Origin of the sequence: Micromonospora sp. WMMD1102 (assembly GCF_029626265.1) — a bacterium.
GTDB lineage: Bacteria > Actinomycetota > Actinomycetes > Mycobacteriales > Micromonosporaceae > Plantactinospora.
This window is the reverse complement of record NZ_JARUBN010000001.1, coordinates 644,113-661,969: the sequence shown is the minus strand read 5'-3', so window position 1 is coordinate 661,969 and position 17,857 is coordinate 644,113. Positions and strand designations below refer to the sequence as shown.

Annotated in this window: 12 protein-coding genes; 4 read left to right on the top strand and 8 right to left on the bottom strand. The window is 68.1% G+C overall.

The genetic code is table 11. The annotated features are described in order from the left end of the window. The 7 genes from O7626_RS03195 to O7626_RS03165 are packed head-to-tail and all read right to left on the bottom strand — an operon-like array spanning nt 1 to nt 6,221. Complete coding sequence (locus O7626_RS03195; RefSeq protein WP_278059074.1) at nt 1–888, bottom strand: type II secretion system F family protein; 888 nt, start codon at nt 886–888, stop codon at nt 1–3. Continuing rightward, nucleotides 885–1,784, bottom strand: a complete 900-nt coding sequence (locus O7626_RS03190; RefSeq protein WP_278059072.1) for a type II secretion system F family protein — start codon at nt 1,782–1,784, stop codon at nt 885–887. The genes O7626_RS03195 and O7626_RS03190 overlap by 4 nt, the downstream gene beginning before the upstream one ends. Next, complete coding sequence (locus tag O7626_RS03185) at nt 1,781–3,316, bottom strand: CpaF/VirB11 family protein (RefSeq protein WP_278059070.1); 1,536 nt, start codon at nt 3,314–3,316, stop codon at nt 1,781–1,783. The genes O7626_RS03190 and O7626_RS03185 overlap by 4 nt, the downstream gene beginning before the upstream one ends. Next, nucleotides 3,303–4,103 (bottom strand): ParA family protein, encoded by an 801-nt coding sequence (locus tag O7626_RS03180; protein WP_278059068.1) that lies wholly within the window; start codon nt 4,101–4,103, stop codon nt 3,303–3,305. The genes O7626_RS03185 and O7626_RS03180 overlap by 14 nt, the downstream gene beginning before the upstream one ends. Nucleotides 4,104–4,105: 2 nt before the next feature. After that, nucleotides 4,106–4,762 (bottom strand): SAF domain-containing protein, encoded by a 657-nt coding sequence (locus tag O7626_RS03175; protein WP_278059067.1) that lies wholly within the window; start codon nt 4,760–4,762, stop codon nt 4,106–4,108. After that, a complete protein-coding gene (locus O7626_RS03170; protein WP_278059065.1) occupies nt 4,759–5,676 on the bottom strand; it encodes a hypothetical protein in 918 nt (305 codons plus the stop codon). The genes O7626_RS03175 and O7626_RS03170 overlap by 4 nt, the downstream gene beginning before the upstream one ends. Further along, a complete protein-coding gene (locus O7626_RS03165; protein WP_278059063.1) occupies nt 5,670–6,221 on the bottom strand; it encodes a hypothetical protein in 552 nt (183 codons plus the stop codon). The genes O7626_RS03170 and O7626_RS03165 overlap by 7 nt, the downstream gene beginning before the upstream one ends. A gap of 546 nt (nt 6,222–6,767) precedes the next feature. Between O7626_RS03165 and O7626_RS03160 the strand changes: the two genes are divergently transcribed. The 4 genes from O7626_RS03160 to O7626_RS03145 all read left to right on the top strand — a co-directional run bounded on the left by O7626_RS03160 (nt 6,768) and on the right by O7626_RS03145 (nt 9,378). Next, entirely contained in the window at nt 6,768–7,103 is a 336-nt protein-coding gene (locus tag O7626_RS03160; protein WP_278059061.1) for a hypothetical protein, read from the top strand. A 175-nt stretch (nt 7,104–7,278) separates the two neighbouring features. Beyond that, entirely contained in the window at nt 7,279–7,623 is a 345-nt protein-coding gene (locus O7626_RS03155) for a hypothetical protein (protein WP_278059060.1), read from the top strand. A gap of 39 nt (nt 7,624–7,662) precedes the next feature. After that, complete coding sequence (locus O7626_RS03150) at nt 7,663–8,409, top strand: A24 family peptidase (protein WP_278059058.1); 747 nt, start codon at nt 7,663–7,665, stop codon at nt 8,407–8,409. Nucleotides 8,410–8,601: 192 nt separating this feature from the next. Then, the gene (locus O7626_RS03145; RefSeq protein WP_278059056.1) at nt 8,602–9,378 is read left to right on the top strand and encodes an HNH endonuclease signature motif containing protein; all 777 of its coding nucleotides are present in this window, start codon (nt 8,602–8,604) and stop codon (nt 9,376–9,378) included. Nucleotides 9,379–9,689: 311 nt separating this feature from the next. Here the strand turns inward: O7626_RS03145 and O7626_RS03140 are convergent, their stop codons facing one another. Then, nucleotides 9,690–17,615 carry an SNF2-related protein gene (locus O7626_RS03140; RefSeq protein ID WP_278059054.1) on the bottom strand — a complete coding sequence of 2,642 codons (7,926 nt, stop codon included), beginning with the start codon at nt 17,613–17,615 and terminating at the stop codon, nt 9,690–9,692. Between the last annotated feature and the right edge of the window lie 242 nt (nt 17,616–17,857).

Sequence of the window (17,857 nt, the reverse complement as noted above, 5' to 3'; positions counted from 1 at the left end):
TCAGTTGACGGTGGGCGCGGCGAGTAGGCGGGCCGCGAACGGGTAGAGGGCCAGCAGCATGAGCACGACCAGCAACAACGCGCCGGGAATCTCCAGTTGCGAGGTACGCAGCTCGGCGCGGGCCAGCTCGTCGGTGCGGATCTGGGCGCGCAGGGACGTGGCTCGGGCCCGCAGTGTCCGGTAGACCTGGGCGCCTGTGACGCCGGCGGCCTGCATGATGTCGCCAAGGTCGCCGAGCTCTGGCACGCCCAGGTCGGTCCCGAGCTGTTTGAGCCCGTCCCACGGTGCGGAGACGGAGAGCTCGGCCCGCAGCAGGGTTTGCCGGATTCTGGCGAATACCCAGCCACTGCCCTTGCTCGCAGCCCTCGTAAGGGATTCCTCAGTGCCCCGGCCGGCCGCTCGTTGCAGCGCGACGAGGTCGATGAACGTGCACACGGCGCGGCGGCACTCGCGTCTGGCGATGACGGCCTTGTGGCTGACGTCCCGGTAAACGATGAGGATGAGGAGCGCGGCGAAGCCGAGCGCCGCGACCACCGGTACGCCGGTACCGAAGCCGCGTCCCATGAGTGCCAGCAGGCCGAGGATGACCGACGGCACGGCGAGCCCGAGCAGCCCGGCGACGATGAGACTGGTGACGAACTCCTCCGGGCTGCGGCCCAGCAGCCTCAGATCGGTGGCTGGGATGATGCGATGCACTCGGGTGGTCAGACGGCCGATGGCCTTGGATCCACCGGACTGCGCCGTGACCGCGCCGGTTGGTGGTTGCAGGCGGGCGAGCGCCGGCCCGAGCGCGGGGCTGGCCGGGCGGAGTTCGTGCACGGCGAGGAAGACCGCGAGACCGAACCCCGCGCCGAGCACCGCGGTGATGCCGATCCAGGTGGGTGTCATGACGGACTCCCTCCAGCGCTCGCATTCGTGGCCAGGAAGCGCTCCTCGGCCGGCGGCAGGCCCAGCGTTCGCGCCCACCACAGGCAGCCGACGAACCCGGACGCGAGGACCGCGAGCACGACCTGTCCGCGGGGCTCGGCGTACGGGGCGGTGTACTGGCCGCTGGCCAGTCCGAAGCCGACCAACAAAACAGATCCGATGGTGAGGAAGCGGATCTGGAACCGCGCCCGGGATCGCTTAGAGGAGGTTTCGCGGCGCATCGCCACTTCGTCCGCTGCGGCTTCCGCGATGCCGGTCAGCGCATCGGTCAGCTTGGCGCCCCGATCGCTGAGGTGCAGCGCGAGGGCCACCACGACCTGATCGCTGACCGGATCCCGGAGTGACTCGGCGAATTCGTAGAGCGCAGCTTCGGCTTCCCAGCCGGCTTGAATACGCGCGGCGAGCAACTGCACCTCGGCAGCGATCGCGGCGGGGGCGGTCTGGGCGGTGTCGACGATCGCTTCCTGGAGGCCAACGCCGGAGTCCTCCACGTCGCGCAGGCGGCGGGTCCATGCCTCCACCGCCTCGACCCGGGTTATGGCGCGCTGTTCCTCCTTTCCCGCCGACAGCAGCCAGGGCACGCCCGGCACCGCAACGGCGACGAGGAGCGCCGCCACCGGTATTCCGCTGATGACCCAGGCGAGGGCGCCAGCGGCGAGCGCACCGATCACCCAGGCTTGGTGGCGCCGTTGGGCCTGGCGGGTGGTCCCGGACCCGTACCAGAGCCACCGAGCGCGCATCGTCCACCGGGACGGCGGGCGGTCAGGCTGGGCGGACCCGATGACGGCGCTCACGCCCAGCACGAGGCTGCCGACGAGACCGGCGCCGAGCATGGCGGCAACGAGGACCGGGTTCACGTCCGCACTCCCAGTCGGGGCAGAGGCCGTGGCCAGCCACCCCGACCGCGGTGCGCGGTCAAGATGGTCGGGTCGTAGCCGGCGAGGAGGAAGTGCTGCTTGAGCCGGTCCGGCTGGTGCATCGGCACCGCACGGCCATCCGGCCCGGGCCCGAAAATCTGCGTGGTCCGGGGACGGCCGTCTTCGACCAGTCCACCCACTTCGATCACGTGGGACACGAAGCGGTGCTTGCGGCCCCCGATCGCGCTTTCGTCGATCATGCTGACGTAAACGACCAGGTCGAGCGCGTTGGCGACCTGGAGGTAGGCGCGCCGGTCGGACCGCTCGTCGCGGTGGCTGAGGGCCAGCTCCACCACGCGGTCAAAGACCAGGCCGGGCTCGCGGGCATGGATCGTGCAGAGAGATCCGTTGGTCGTGCCCATCGCCTGGAGCATGGCGACGATCTCTCGGGATCGGACCTCGCCGACGATGATCCGGCGTGCGTTGAGCTGCAACCCGATCGGGATCAGGTCATCGAGGGTGATCTCGCCGACCGGTCGGCCGTCCGGTCCGCGTTCACCATGGCCCTCGCGGGTTTCCATCGAGACGGCCCACGGGTGGCGCCCGGTCTTGTGCAGGCCGAGTTCTCGCGCCTCCTCCATGATGATCATCCACTCGTCGGCGGGGATCTCGCTCGCCAGCGCCCGCAGAAGAGAGGTCTTACCGCTGCCCGGCACGCCGGCGACCATGATGTTGAGCCCGGCCCGCATCGCCGCGCGGAGGAAGTCACGCAGGAGCGGATCGATCATGGCGCTCTTGTTGGGATCCGCCTGGTCCAGGGTGACCAGCTCGTCGAGGGTGACCTTGAGGATCTGGTGGTTACGGATGACCGCGACCGGTCGCTGCGTCACCAGGTAGGTGGCCGCGAGCCGCTGACCGCCGGGCATCTCCATGCTCAGCGTGGGTTTGTCCTTCGTGAGTGCGCGCTCGGTGCCGCCGGCTCGCCGCGCGAGGGCCTGGAGCAGCAGGACGAGTTCTTCGTCGCTGTCCGCTACCGGGGCCTCGAAGTCGACGCGTCCGTCCGGGCGCTCGACTCGCACACCGTCGCAGCCGAGGATGGTGATGGTGTCATAGGGTTCGCGCAGCAGCCGGTCGAGCCGGCCCAGGCCCAGCAGCGCGGCGAGCACGCCGTCGAGCAACCGTCGCTCGTAGTCGCCGCTGAGCGGAGTGCCACTCATTCGTTGCTGGTCGACGTACTGGCTGACGCGCCGTGACGCGATCTGCCGCCCCTCGGCTTCTCGCTCCGACGGGCTGACGTATTCACGTCCGGCCAGCAGGCGCGACAGCTCGTCACTGACGGCGTTCTGGAGTGACCGGATGACGGCGTAGTCGGGCTCGTTCAGCCTCGGCCCAGGTGTCGGAGGCCGCGGTGCCGCTACGAGGGCGGCGACGTTGCCGTTAGCGCGTCCATTTTGTCGCGGTGGAGCGGCGCTCTCTATCGTGGGTGTCCCGTCGGAGGGGTCGCGCCACCGTGGGTGCTCAAACGTCGGCATGAATGGTCTCCCGGGATCCAGGGCTGCGGAGGCGGTCACGTCGGTCGGTGATGGATCGCATGACCTTGCCCTCGGCTGCCGCCGCCGCGCGGAGCAACGGCCGCCGGGTCCGGACCGTGCCTCCGTGGGCGAGCACCCGGGCGGATCGGTCGTCGTCGGGCAGGTAAGCGATCACCGGTACGTCGAGGTGCCGCGACACGGCGCGGTCGTCGTAATCGCCGTCGCCGACCACCAACAGCCCAATCCGGCCCTCGCCGCCAGGACCGCCGCCCGCGAGCAGCGTCTGCACGGCAGCGCGAGCAGGCAGGAGGGAGGACAACGTCGGCTTCACCGCCAGCAGGACCAGGTCGGCGCGACTGAGCAACGGCCACGGGGCGTGCGGGGCGACGAGCCGGCCGCAGTCGGCGATGACGTCGAAGCCTGGGTCACCATGTTCAAGTGAGGCGAAGAAGCCGGCGAGGCCGTACCAGTTCGGGTCAAGGCTGGCCGCCTGTGCGGGGGTCGCGATGCCGGGCAGCAGCAGCCGCTGCGCATTCGGCGGGTCGAGGTCGACCAGTTGGGACCAGAACTGCTCGCTCGCCTGTCCACGCAACTCGGCCACCACCAGCTGCATAAGGCCGTGTCCGCCGTCCAGTTCCAGGTGCCGCAGGTACCCGGCCGCGATGTCACCGCCGGCCGGGTCGCACTCGGCGAGCACCACCGGCCGCGACCAGGTCAATGCGAAGGCCAAACCCGCCGTGGTCACCCCCGGCGACCCCTTGGCGCTGGCGAGGCAGATGACCGCCATCGTCAGCTCCCCGAAGTCATGGTCAGCACCAACCGGCCCTGTGCGGCCAGCCGGGCGACAACCGGCCCGTCGCTCTCCCGGACCGCGACCGACACCGTGGCGGTGCCGTCGCGTGCCCCCGCGATCACGTGCACCACCGTGGCCCGGATCGTCGGCGCCGCGGTAGTGGGCTTGTCCTGGGTGGCTTCCTCGGTGGACACGAGCAGAACGTTCGCGCCCGGCCGCAGCGGCGCGGACGGCATCTGCCCGGCCTTGAGGGATATACCGACCACCTGTTCACCGGGTGCGGGAAACGGCTTGTCGACCAGGGCATTCGCATTGAGCAACGTGCCGGACAAAAGCGCCACCGAGGCGTATTTGCCGACCACGGACTCGACCCGATCGGTTGACACCCCCGCGATGCCCGGGTCCGGGTTGAGGTGCACGGTGGCCAGGTCGGCAGCGGTGATCTGACCTCCCACCGGCACATCCCTGGCAATCGCCAGGTACGGCTGGGTGCGGCTCACGTAGCCGAACAACGCCACCGCACCCAGGGCACACACGGCCATGAGGGCGACCGCGACGCCGAGACGTCCCCGGCGCACGCTGCGCTCGCGGACCACGCGCCGCTGCGGGATGGCCGCCGTAGGAAGGCTCACAACGTCGTCCGTCGTTGTCACCCGGTCACCACCTGAAGTTCGTCGATGCGGATTGATGTCGTGGATTCGCGGGTCACCGTTTCGGTCCCCGTCGCGCCGCCGCCGACCACCCACCAGTCGATGTGCCATGTGGTCGTGGCGGTGATCGGGTACCGGCCGGAAGGCTCGTTGCGGCTCGGCAGCGGGTACCCGTCGTATCCGCACGTCGGCGATGGAGACGCACCGTGCTTGGCCTTGTTGTACGGGGTGCCCGGGTTGTCGCAGGTGATGGATTTCTCGTTGCCCATGTTCCACCTGATCTGGGTGGCTTTCGCCCGAGCGGTGACGGACATCCCGGGCACGGAGGCGGTCGCCGTGATCGGTCCCCAGGTCTGTGGGGTGACCGCGGTCCACAGCCAGACCGGAAGGCCCACCAGCCCGGCGCCGGAGGGGTTCGGACTGATGCCGATCTGGGCGCCCCGCATCGGTAGCTCCTTGACGGCCCGAGCCGCCAGCTCCGCCGGGCTCAGGCTTCCCGGTGTGCCCGGTGGCGGGTCCGCCCGCCACACCAGTGCGCCGATGATGTCGCCGTAGCACCGCTGCCGGTACACCGCCCCGTCGCCGGGTTCGTGGCCGGCCCACGCCTCATCGCCGGCGGGTGGCTGTGGCGATTCGAGGATGTAGTAGCAGCCGTCAGCGGGGTTGAGGTATCCCCAACCTGCCTGCCAACACGGCACGACGATGCCGCCCGAGGTGCACTCCTGCGTACCGCCGCCCTCGCCACCACCGGGCGGTGTACCGCCACCGCCGTCGCCCGGCTTCTCGATCACGAGGTAGCAGTCCCCGATCGGGGGGCACACCCAGTAATCCGCTCTGGCCGGCGCGACCGTCAGCCCGAGGGCCACGACCGCGACGGAGACGGCGACGGCGAGGGCTCGGAAGGTTCGAGTCAGCATGTGGAACTCCGCTGGGCCGTTGACTCGTACACGTACCACTTGTCGTTGACCCGCTTGGCCTTCACGACCACCGGGTACCTCTTCGCCTGCGCGGTCGGCTGCGCCTTACCGCCGACGGTGTTCCAGTTCGTGGAGTCGAAGCAGTCCTGGATCACGGCCTGGTTCGCGTCGAGGCGCAGCTCGGTGACGGTCGGGCTCCAGGTCGGTCGGCCCTCGTTGTGCACGCCGCTGCGCGACATGTTGAACAGGTTGTTGAGCAACTGCCCGAGCAGCGGTTCCCCCACGTACGTAGCCAGTTCCTTGGTCCGGTAGTCGGCCGTGGCCGACGCCTTGACGTACGCCTCTAGGTACCCGTTGTAGGCAGCGAGGATGTCGTGTCGGGCACCTTCCTCGACAGCATCAGGGGTGGGCGTTCCCGCCGCGGTCGTGGCGCTGGTGGGCGCGACGTCCGGCTCGGCGGGGTCCGATGTGCACCCCGCAAGCACGCACAGCGCGACCCCAAGTCCGACCACGATCGACCCGCTCACCTTGGCTCGCTTCGTCATCTGGATGCCTCCCTGCCCTCAAGGCCGCACCGAGGCGGCGCAACTGGTGGGGATGATGTCCCCGCTCCAGCTTCGTCGGCGAGACCGGGCGGCAGCAGATTGACAGCGGCGTGCGTGTCGGTGAACAGCTCGAAACTGAGCACTGCACGATTGGGCATCCCCTGCCACCTCCCCCGCGCGGTAGGACGCACCCATTGGTCTTAGCGCATATGAACTGGGCTCCGCTACGCACCGTCAGGTACGCCGTCGCCGTGCGTTCTCCTGCGTACGCACCGCTGTGTGCGTTCCTGACGGAACGCTCATTGCGGCTGCGACCTCGCACTCGTCGGTACCCTGCCGTCCCACGACGAGCTAACGCCGGATCGCCCTGGCCCTGGGTGCACTAGTGAGTGCCACTCACTCTCAGTACATGTCCCGTTTGACATCGAGCCCGGAAACAGTGAAGGAAGTTCCCTCTTGTACCGTCCCCTCGCCACCGTCACACTGTGGCCATCAAGCTCTGATCACCGATGACAGCGAATGCAGCCACCACTCACGGAAAGTCAGATGGGGATGCCCGAAGACCGTAGCGAATTACAGTCCGTGATTGACTTCTTCGGCACCCCATTGATTGTCGACGTTCTTCTTGCTGTTCGGGACGGCCGCCCTCCTCACGACTGCCCCGAGCTAAACACGTACGGTGATGCGATCAACACGGCGATCGCGGCCCTGGCTGCCGCCGGCGCCGTAACCGGGCCGGCGGCAGCGAGCCTCGACGGAGCACACTCCCTCACCCTCACCCGCAAAGGCCGCGAGGTCTGTGCGTTGGTAGAGCGCGTCGTCGACTTCGAGGGGAACGACCGCAGGACCGAGCTGTCGACCGAGCGGGTAGCTATCGGATAAACAATCGATCGACCTTTTTGGGCCGAATTGCCTGAACGCGGCGCAAACTTTGCGCCTTCGCACTTGACAGCGAGGTCACTACCGCCTGCACACTGGTGCCTTACTGTCGGGTAGCTGACACCCGATAGCGTGGCTGGGGGCTACGCGTTGAGGCAACGCGGTAACGGGGGGCGGGGTGGAATTCGGAGATCTGCTGGAGATCCGGGATATTCTTCAATATCAACATGTAATCGGGGCAGTAGTGTGCCTCGGCGAACGGCCGATGCGGTACGGCGAGTTGGGCAGTGCGATCACCGAGTGGACCGGCAACCGCATCGGCGACGGCGAGATCACCCGAACGGTCCGCCGTCTAGTGGAGAGCGGGCTCGCGCGGGAGACGTTCGCGGAAGGGCATCGGCTACTGACCCTCACAAAGGCGGGACGTCGGCGGCTGGAGACGATCCGGGCTCTGGGTCACGCGTTGCACCGCAGCGACTCGCACGCTCAAGACGACGGGCTGCCTGATGGCAAGGCGTCCTGAGGTTCTCCGTCGCGACGCTCGGCAACGACCGGCAGCGGAATGAGCCCGTTGATTGTCTCGCTCGCCGCGGCGCTCGCTGTGGCGGCCGGTCCGGTGATGCGGATGGCAGCGTTCCGCTATTCGGTGCCGAGCGGTCCGGCCCGCGCCACGGCGTGTCCACATTGCGAGCGCCCGATTGCCGGCACGGGATCGCTGTGGCGGGGCTTCGTGTGGTGGTGGTCCGGTCGATGCCGTCAGTGCGGGGCGCGGGTGGGGCCCCCGCAGGCGTCGGTGGAGGTCGCAGCCGGCTTGTCGGTCGCGGCCCTTGCGGCGGTGACCGATGATCCACTGCCTCTGCTCGCGTTCTGCTGGCTGGCGCTGGTGGGGATCACGCTTGCGGTGGTCGACATCGCGGTGCACCGTTTGCCGAACCGGCTGACCGCGCTACTTGCGGGCGGGGCGTTGGCCGTCTTCGGCGTACAGACGATCATCTTCGGTGATGCTCGTCGCCTAGGCGGAGCGCTCGCAGCCGGCGCAGGCACCGCAGCGTTCTACGTACTGATGTCGCTGCTGACCCGGGGCGGCATCGGTCTTGGAGACGCCAAGCTTGCGTTCGGGCTCGGTATCGGCGTCGGCTGGATGGGATGGCCGGCGGTCACGGTGTCCACGTTCCTCGCGTTGGTGCTCACTGGGCTCGCGGCCGGCGTCCTGCTGGCGGTCCGACGGGCCGGACGCAAAGACGCGATCCCCCACGGGCCGTTCATGGTGGTCGCGGCGATCGCGGTAGCGATCGCGCTTCAGATGTAGGTTCTCACCGCCAATGTTCTCCAGAATTCGGATGTCTCATGAGACATCTCGCTGGGCGGCGCGGCGGCAGGCTGGGCTTCGCTCCTCCATCGACTTGGCCGGTCGCAACGGCTCCTGTCGGCTCCTCCTTGGTCTTCGTCGTGTACGTGTGTACCGACGGGACCTGTCACAGGACTATGCCAGCATGGCTTCATGTCCCTTGTCCCAGCTACCGTGGCGGGCGCGCTCTCGAACGACCGCTACTACCTGGTGGCGGTCCGAAAACTGCGATCAGACCTGCTGAATATCGCGCTCTATACCCGATTCGCCAGCTTCTCAGCCCGTGATCGCCGGTGGGAGATCCGACAGGCTGATGCAGTGGGCCGTGAAACTTTCGACAGCCTGCTCGTCCGGTTCGGGCACCGGCCTAAGGTGATCGCCGATGATCCGCAGGGACTTGCTGCGGTCCTGAGCCGTGGGGGCTTCGTTGCGACGGCGATCGCCGACGCCCTGCTACGCGAGTTCTTGCCTTCGCTGCTACGGCCAATCGAGTGTGTACGCGACGTGGCGTCGTTCGTACCCACATTCGATCCGGGCCACGATCTCGTCGGCAGGAAAGCGCCGACTCGCCGACAGCGGGGTGATGTCCTGCGCCGCGACGGCCGCCGGTGCGTCCTGTGCGGCCGCAGCCCGGCTAACCACGTTGACCTAGAACTGGATGTCCATCACGTGGTGCCAGTACGCAAGGCCGGACCCACGGTGGAGCACAACTTGTTGACCCTGTGCGGCACCTGTCACGCGGGATTGGGGGACGACCACGACCCGGGCCTGCGTCAACACGGGTACCTCCCGGGACCAACCTACGACGTGAAGACGGCTCCGTTGCCGCTGATGATCGTGGACAACCTCGTTGACGGGATCGTCATCGACGGCCTGGCCGTGGTCGACGCGCTAACCGCAATTCATTGCCCAACGCGGCGGGCGCAGTGAGCGCGCGCGGAGAGCTGACCAACTCGCGGGGTTGCTCGTGTGCGAGGGGCATGAGGCCGGGAACCGACCCAGGTGTCGGCGGCGTCGGCCGCATCGCCTGAACTGAGCGTCTCGACACCGGTGAGCCGATCGGGTCGTTCCTGTCTCGTCCTCGGCGTCGCGGGCGACAAGGAGGCAACGCCGCGGTACCCGCTCGGCCGGTTGTCGCTGGCTGCGGGCGACTCGTACCGTTGCTGGACATCTGGGCAGGGTGGCTTCCCCCGTGGTCACCCTGGCCAGATGTTATCGGCTGGGCCCGCGTCGCCGTTTGGTCAGCGGGCACGGGCGTTGCGCGCGGTGGCCGCAGGGGCGGGTTCTGCCGATGGCGGCTGGCCGGAGCTGGCTGCCGGAACCGGCACCGGGGTTGCGTGGCCGGCCCTGGCCAGGGCTGCCGGTCGCGGCCGTTCTGCGGTGGCCACGTCCGCGCTCTTCGTCGTGGAGTCGGAGGGTGTGGCCGCTCCGTCCACGACGCCCGAGCCGGCCTTGGTCCGCACGATGCCGCGATAGTGATCCCAGTTACCGCCTCGGTCCGGGTGGCCGTCCGGGCAGTACACCTCGGCGTCGTCGAGCCGTTCAAGGGCGAGGTCGAAGTCGCCGCGCCTCATCGCGTCGGTAGCAGCCCCGAATGCTGTCCGGGCGGCCGTGCGGTTGATCTCGACGATGCGCGCGTCGCCGAGGCGTTCGCCATCCAGCACCTCGGGGTTGGCCTGGGCGTAGGTCGCCATCCACTCCCATTCCTGCTCCGTCGCGCGCATCACCTCAGCTGCGTACCTGACTCCGTCGCCGGTGAGCCGGTGGTATCCAGGCCCGTACTGTTCGAGCGCGCGTACCAGTTGGCGCTGTCGCACCTGGGATCGCCGATCCACCGGCGCGTCTTCCCGAGGCATCTGCTGCTCGGGCTGGTCGCCGCGTCCCGGAGTCTCTACCGCCGGGCCAGACGTAGGCGGGTTCGCAGCGCCGCCGTGCGTTCGCACGTAGTCGCGGCCGGCACTCCATTCCGCGAGAGAAAGCACTCCGCACGCCCGTGCCTCGTCGAGCCAGTCCAGTGCACCGGTCAGGTCGCCTGCGGCGTGGGCAGCTTCGGCCTGTTGGAACGCGTCCTCGCCTCGCCGCTGCCGGACCTGGTCCCACTGCGCGGGCGTGCGGTACGGAAGCTCCAGCACCTCGGGGTGATCAGCGATGTAGCCCTTGATCCACTCCATCTCTGTTGGAGTTGCCTTGACCATCTCGCCGACGTAGCGGTGCGCTGATCCGGTGCTCCGGTGCAGGCCAGCTGCGTGTTCCTCGATCTTCAGCACGATCTGGCGGCGGCGCACCTGCTGCTCCCGTTGCTCCAGGTCGTCGTTGGCGGCTGGTTCGGTCTGGTCCGGCGCTGGCGTGCCCGCACTGTCCGCGGCTTCTGCACAGTGGTCGGGACCGGCGTTTGGATCGTCAACGGAGGGTGTGTGGGCCGCCCGGGTGGCCTCCGGTTCGGCCTCCGCCTGTTCTGCGAGTGCCTGGAGATCGGCGGCGGATCGGACAGCGGCGAAGACTGCCTCGGTGGCGGCTTCGCGCAATGCGGTCTGGTCCTGTCGGTCGCCGAAGTACGCCCACCGCAGGAAGTCGATGCGTTCCTCGAAGGCGTCCATGAGGGTGTCGGCGAGCATGTTGGCGAAGGGGTGCGCGAAGTTGTCGGCGGAGTTGGCGAGGGCCCACATCTGCGTTTGCGGATCGTTGGCCAGTCCCGTCAACACGTCGGAGAGCCAGGTGATGTCGTCCTCGCTCGCACGTGCTCCGGGTCCGGCGGCCCAGGCGTCGAGGTTCACCGGGATCGTAACGGCAACGGTGGCGGCTGGCGATGTGATCGCAGACGGTGCCGGAGGTGCGGGTTCGGGTGGAGGCGGAGCGTCGTCGGCCGGTTGGCTGGTGGTGTCGTTGTGGTCCCGCGGCCAGTCCGCCGGCATGTCGATCGGAGCGAGAACGCACCGGCCGAGTTCGGTCTGCCGGTGTCCGTCCGTGGTGTCGTGACCTTTGATCTTGCCCGTGACGTGGACGTACGTCCCGTCCCGGAAGGCGTTGAGGTTGGGTGCCCGCCAGGTCCAAAGGTTCCCGGACGCGTCGGCTAGGTAGAGCGTGGTGGCGGAGGACTGGGCGCCGCGGCGTTGGCGGTTGTAGCTGCGGGCCGCGAGAACCTGAGCGTCGAAGCTGACCTGATCACCCTTCTTGCCCTGCCACGTCGACGTGGCCGTGACGTGGCGGATGGCTTGGTCTTGTAGGTGGCGCTGGTAGCTGGAAACGGCCGAGACCAGGGTGGCGAAGTGGCGTGGGCTTACGCTGGGCTCGGTCGCGGCGACCCGCAGTTGGTAGGCGTAGTCGCTGACGTCACGGTCGGGTAGCGCGATGGCGTACTCCCGCACGGCGGTGGCATAGGCACGAGTTTCGTCGGTTACGGCCGCCTCCAGTTCCTCGCGCAATCCGGCGGCGTCGTATCCGTCGCCGTTGATCGCAGTGTCGACGATCGCGGCGGTCGGAACGAGTTTGCCGTCGCTGGCGTCGGCATCCCGGCGAGACACCCAACCGTAGGTTTGGATGGCTGCGGCGGTGAGGGTGAGGACCTGCATGGTGTCGTTGCCGTCGGGGTGTCCGGGACGGCCGCTGCGGATGATGGCCGGGTCAACGCGCTTCGGCATCGCCGTGGCTTCGTTGGGGGCGGCGGTCGAGGACGCTGTCGGCTCGGACTTGCTCGCCTCGGTGATCTGCGCGTTCACCTGCTCCAGCCGCAGTCTCGCGGTGCGCAGCGCATCGCCGTGTTTGAACGGCGCGTCCAGCCCGCTCGTGATCCGATCAAGGTCCTGTTCCTTGGCCGCGAGGTCACGTTGCAGTTGCCCGACGATGGCGTCGAGCCCGCGCAGCCGCTTCTCCAACCGGCCCACCAGGTCCGCGTTGTCCAGCTCGGTGTGGGAGAGTGCGAACTCGGCTCGGGGCAGGTCGGGCACGTTGACGAACAACAGCCGCCGGTTCTGCGCCTCGATCCACCGATGTTCCGCGACTACCGCAAATCCACCGATCGTGGCGACCTCCTGCTCACCCCGTGGGGGCGGCACGGTGAGGGCCTTGAGCGCGTCACGCAGCAGCGCGTTGCCCTGCTTCCGCTCCGCAGTGCTCTGGCCGAGCACGGCAATTCGGAACTTGTCCCCCGTGGTGTCGACTCGGCGTGCCTGGGCCGCGATGGCCTCCCCGATCTCGGCCCGCAGAATGGCGATGTCCTGCTCACGTTCGCGCCGGACCCAGGCCATCCGATCGCGTTCCCGGTGATGTGAGCGTTCCATCCGCTCCAATTTGGTTACTTCGGCTTGGAGGGCCGCCTGGTCGAGCAGCAACGGGTTGCCGGTCGCCAACGCTTTCACTTCGTTGTACGACAGGGCCGCGTCTCCGATGTCTTCGATTTCTCGCACGTCGAGCCGGCCACGCATGAGCTGCGCGATGAACTCGGCCTTCCTCGCGACCGTCTGCCACATGAACCCGTCGAACGAGCCTTCGGTGACGTACCGGATGATCTCGACTTCAGAGTTCTGGTTGCCCTGCCGAAGGATTCTGCCTTCTCTCTGTTGGAGGTCGGCCGGCCGCCAGGGACAGTCCAGGTGATGCAACGCGACGGCGCGAGCCTGGACGTTCGTCCCTACACCCATTTTCTCGGTGCTACCGACCAAGACGCTGATGCGCCCGTCGCGGGCAGCGGCGAACAAGGCGGCCTTTTCCGCGTCGTTTCCGGCCTCGTGCATGAACCGGATCTGAGCCCGAGGCACGCCACGAGCGACGAGTTGAGCCCGCAGTTCTTCGTAGGCGTTCCATCCGGCCGCAGGCACACCGAGGTCGCTGAAGACGATCTGAAGCGCGCCGGGGCGCGGATGGGGTTGACCGTCGCTGTCGTTGAAAATGTCGTCTCGGTGCTCGGCGTAGATGCCGGCGATCGTCTCCGCTGCGATGGTCAGCTTGCTGGCCGCATCCGTGTCCATGGCGCGGATTGCGAGCAGCGCTGATTGGACCTCCTCGCTGAACGACCCCGACCACAGCAACTCCGGCGGAGCGGTGATCGGGTCCGGCCATGCCGTCTCCGCTGCTCTGGCCACATCGTGACCGACGTCCGGTCCAGCGGGAGGTTCCTGGCTCCATAGACCGGCGAGGTCCGAGGCGAGCCGCTCGCGGATCCTCGGGTCCGCGAGGCGGTCGTAGGTGTCCATCAGCTCGACGAGCCGGTCTGCGGTCACGGGGTGTTCGTCGTCTGCGTCCCGATAGGCAAAGACGAGGGCCTGCTTGAGGGTGTGTGGCAGTTCGCCGCTCCAGACCACGCGGCCGGTAGCGTCCTCAACGCGGTCGGGCCAGCGGACGCTCCGGCCGACCTGTGCGTACGGCGGTTCGGTCACCCAGTGGTCGATCAGGTGCTCGGCCACTTGCTGTCGGATGTCGGCGTCGCCGAGCCCGTCGTAGTTGGTCAGCGTGTCGAGGATCTGGCCGCTTTCCAGCGGGCCGACGCTCCAGTCGTGGGTGTCGGAGAGCCGGAGCAGGGCCTGTTCGGTGGCGTGATCGAACTGCCCCGACCAAAGTGTCTCGCCCTGTTCCTGCCACACCTCGCCGGGCCATACGGCTGTGGTGGGGTCCAAGCGGTTCGGCCGCTGCCGGGCCCACAGTGCGGAAAGGTTGGCAGCCACCGCCGCGATAGCTCGCTCGTCTTCGAGCACCTCGAAGCGGCGCAACACGTCGGCAATCTCGTCTGCCGTGGGTGGCACCAATCGCAGGTCCATCGCCGCAGAGCGGCCGTTGTGCGTGATCTTCAGGAGGTTGTCCTCGGTCGGCTCGACATCCCCCTTGCGGACCTTGTCGGCCCGGTCGACCAGGGCCGTGAGGTAGTCGGTCAGCCCGTCGCTGGGGGCGACGACAATGGTGCGGGGCAGGCGTTGGCCGTCCTCGCGCTGTTTGAGCGCGGGCACGGGCAGAGCGAGGTCTTCCGCCGTCTTCACGTCTGCGACCTGATGCAGCAGCCGCAACAATTCTGGGACGTTGTAGAACTTGGCGAACCGGCTGTTCATTCGCAGGCCGCCGCCCTCGGGAACGACCTCGATCCCCTCGACCGTCTCGCCGAACGTCGCCGCCCAGGAGTCGAACTCGTCAATACGCAGCGAGCGCATCAGATCCGGGGCGAGGTACATGAGCATGGTGTGGACCTCGCCGAGGGAGTTCGCGACGGGGGTCGCCGTCGCGATGGTGCCCACCCTGTCGTTACTCTCGCGCAGCCACCGCAGCTTCATGTCCAGGTCGGTGGACCGGTTGGATCCGGGGATGCCCATGCCCGGAATCCGGCTCGGCCGCTCCAGATTCTTGAACAAATGGCCTTCATCGACGAACAGGTAGTCGACGCCCAGCAGCTCGAAAGTCAGGCCGGGGTCCTTCTTCGTGGCGAGCTTCTTCTTGATCCGTTCCTCTGCCCGACTGATGGCGCCTTCAAGCTGCTTGACGAGCCGCTTCTGGCCGGCAGCCTCCGCCGACGCCAGCCGAATCTCCAACTTCTCGATCTTCGACTTCAGGTACTTCCGCTGGTACTCGGGTGACATGGCCACCTGCTCAAACGCGCGGTGAGTCATGATAACTGCGTCCCAAGTGCCGGTCGTCACCCGAGCCTGGAACAGCCTGCGTCGGTCCGCCGTCAGGTCCGCGCTGCTGGCGGAGAGCAGCCGAGCCTGGGGATATAGCTGGAGGAACTCCCTGCTGAATTGCTCCAACATGTGATTGGGAACGATAATCATCGGCTTGCGGACCAGGCCCAGGCGACGAAGTTCCATCGCCCCCATGACCATTTCCGCGGTCTTGCCGGCGCCGACTTCGTGCCAGAGCCCGACCGACGGTTCGGCGACGATCCGGGCCACCGCGCTGTACTGGTGCGAATGCGGCTTGAAGGTAAGAGCCAGACCCGGCAGGGTCAGCTTCAAACCGTCGTAGGAACGCAGCACGAGAGAGTTAAATCTCTCGTTGTAGGTGGCCAGGTGGGCGTTGGCCCGCTGCGGATCCGCCCACAGCCACTCGCTGAACCGTTCGTTGATCTCGGTGGCCTTGGTCTGGGCAGCGAGAGTGGCGTCGGCGTTCAGCCGCCGCTTCTCAGTCACCGGGTCGACGTCGTACACGCGCACCGGCCGCTGCTTCAGCAGGTCCTCCGCGATGTCGACCGCAGATCGGCGTTCGGTCCCCCACGTGCTCGTCGCGAGGGTCGTCGCGCGACGCTTCGAGGTGACGGTCCAGTCCGTGCCGCCGTCGCCGTGCTCGACCGCGAGCGTGGGGTCGTCCAGAAGCTCTTGCAGGAACTCCTGCACCGTGCTGCCGCTCACCCAGCTCGCACCGAGCCGAACGCGGATCTCCTCCGGGGTGAGGTCGACTGGTTTGACGGCGGTCAGCGCCTCGACGTTGGGCGCGTACCGCTCGTCTTCCTCGGCTGCGGCGCGGGCCTGATCCAGCTTGACCCGCACGTTGCCGGACAGGTACTCCGCCGCCGGGACGAGTCGGTCGGTGCCAGGCTCGTCGAAGACCAGGGTTCCCAGTCGCTGGCGCGCTTCCGCCTCGTCCACGCCGAGCAGCCACGCCACCCGCTCCAGCGTGATGTGGCCGTACACGTCCTGGCAGACCGCGATCGCGTCCTCGGGTGTCTCCGCGCCGAGCTTCGGCGCACGAGGAGCGATGGCCCGCGTGGTGAAGATGTCGGACTTGTAGGCGAGCTGGGACGCTTCATCGAAGCGCTCCAGGGCGTAGACAACGTTGGAGAACGGGTCGGCACGGAACCCGCCCTGGGCCGGGGCGACCCGCCGCAGGACCGGTTCGCCGGTCTCTTCGTCGACCTTGCCGGTCTCGTAGGTGTTGTAGCGGTTGATCGGCCCAAATCGTGAAACGTAGCCGTCGTAGCGCCGCCCGAGCTGGGCGCGCAGGTAGTCGATCTCTTCGGTGTCGTCGCGGGTCGCGGCCTCGGCCTCCAGCAGCCGCATCGCGATGTTGCGCAGTCTCAGCAGTTCCCGCAGCTCGTCCGCTTGAGTCTTCGGCGGCGCGTAGGGCTCTGTCTGCCCGTCGATGACCCGCGTGAACGTGCCGTCCTTGTTCAGCGCAAGGTAGCCATCCGGATGCTGTTGCGCGGCGGCGACGAACGCGATCGGCTGCGGTGCCGGGGCCCGCCGGGCTTCGCTGTACGTCAACGCCTGCATCTCGGCTACCGCCACGACGTCCTGCAACGCGGCTCGTAGCGCCGGCGCACAATCACGGTCTCCCACGACGGTCAGTTCGTCCCTGCTGTGCAGGCCGCCGGTGCCCAGTCGGCCGAGCACGCGGTCCGGGCGATCCAGGAAGTAGCCGTTGATCCTGACCTCGTCCTCGCCGAGGGTGACCCGCCGAGTCGTTTCCCAATCCTGCGAAGTGGCGGCTGGGCGGCCCTCTTCCCGTCGGCGCAGGATCAGTACGTCGATGACGGCGTCGGTACCGGCGGCTTTCGCCATGGCGCCCGACGGCAGGCGTACGGCGCCGACCAGATCCGCGAGTGAGGCGATCTCTCGGCGGGCTGCGGGGTTGGCGCGGTCCATGCTGAAGTGCGAGGTGAGCACCGCCATAAGCCCGCCTGGCCGCAGCAGGTGCAATCCCTTGATCATGAAATGGTCATGAATGCTGTGGCCGCCCGGGTTGTGGCGACGGTCAGCGAGCGTGATCTTGCCGAAGGGGACGTTTCCGATCACGAGGTCGAAGGCGCCGGTCGGGATGCGGGTGTCGGCGAAGCTTTCGTTGAGGATCCGGGCGTCCGGGTAGAGCGCGGCAGAGATTGCTGCGGTGACCGGGTCCAGCTCGACCCCGACCATCCGGGCGTTCTCGGGGGCGAAGGCGATGAAGTTGCCCGAGCCGCTGCCGGGTTCGAGTACGTCGCCGCCGGTGAAGCCGAGTTGCTGCACGGCGTCCCACACGACCTTGACGACAGAGGCGTCGGTGTAGTGGGCGTTGAGGGTGGTACGTCGTGCGGCACGCCACTCGGTCTCGTCGAGCAATTCGACGAGTTGCTCCCGTGCCCAGACGTAGGCGGTGTGGTCGTCGCGGTCCGGGTCGAAGACGGCGGGGACGGCGCCCCATCCGGACCAGCGGGCGAGTACCTGTTGCTCGTCCTCGCTGGCGGACCGCTGATCGGCTTGCAGCGTACGCAGCACCCGCAGCGCGGCGATGTTCGCCTTGATTCGGGCGGCCTCCCCGGAGGGGGCGAGATCGGCCTGCTCCGTGGGCCGGAACCTCGCCCCGGTCGGCGCTGCCCCGGCGTCCGGTACTGCCCTCGCGTCGTGCGACTCGGATCCGGAGAAGCGGTCCGGAGGAACGGGGTCGTCCTCCGGCTCGGCTGGGGGTGCCGGCGGGGCGGGTGGCAGGTTCGCCAGTTCGCCGAGCAGATCTGTGGTGG

Excerpts from the sequence above, each read along its gene's own strand:
- O7626_RS03150 (WP_278059058.1), top strand. The coding sequence starts at position 7,663 with ATGAGCCCGTTGATTGTCTCGCTCGCCGCGGCGCTCGCTGTGGCGGCC.
- O7626_RS03160 (WP_278059061.1), top strand. The coding sequence starts at position 6,768 with ATGGGGATGCCCGAAGACCGTAGCGAATTACAGTCCGTGATTGACTTC.
- O7626_RS03145 (WP_278059056.1), top strand. The coding sequence starts at position 8,602 with ATGTCCCTTGTCCCAGCTACCGTGGCGGGCGCGCTCTCGAACGACCGC.
- O7626_RS03185 (WP_278059070.1), bottom strand. The coding sequence starts at position 3,316 with ATGCCGACGTTTGAGCACCCACGGTGGCGCGACCCCTCCGACGGGACA.
- O7626_RS03180 (WP_278059068.1), bottom strand. The coding sequence starts at position 4,103 with ATGGCGGTCATCTGCCTCGCCAGCGCCAAGGGGTCGCCGGGGGTGACC.
- O7626_RS03170 (WP_278059065.1), bottom strand. The coding sequence starts at position 5,676 with ATGCTGACTCGAACCTTCCGAGCCCTCGCCGTCGCCGTCTCCGTCGCG.
- O7626_RS03195 (WP_278059074.1), bottom strand. The coding sequence starts at position 888 with ATGACACCCACCTGGATCGGCATCACCGCGGTGCTCGGCGCGGGGTTC.
- O7626_RS03165 (WP_278059063.1), bottom strand. The coding sequence starts at position 6,221 with ATGACGAAGCGAGCCAAGGTGAGCGGGTCGATCGTGGTCGGACTTGGG.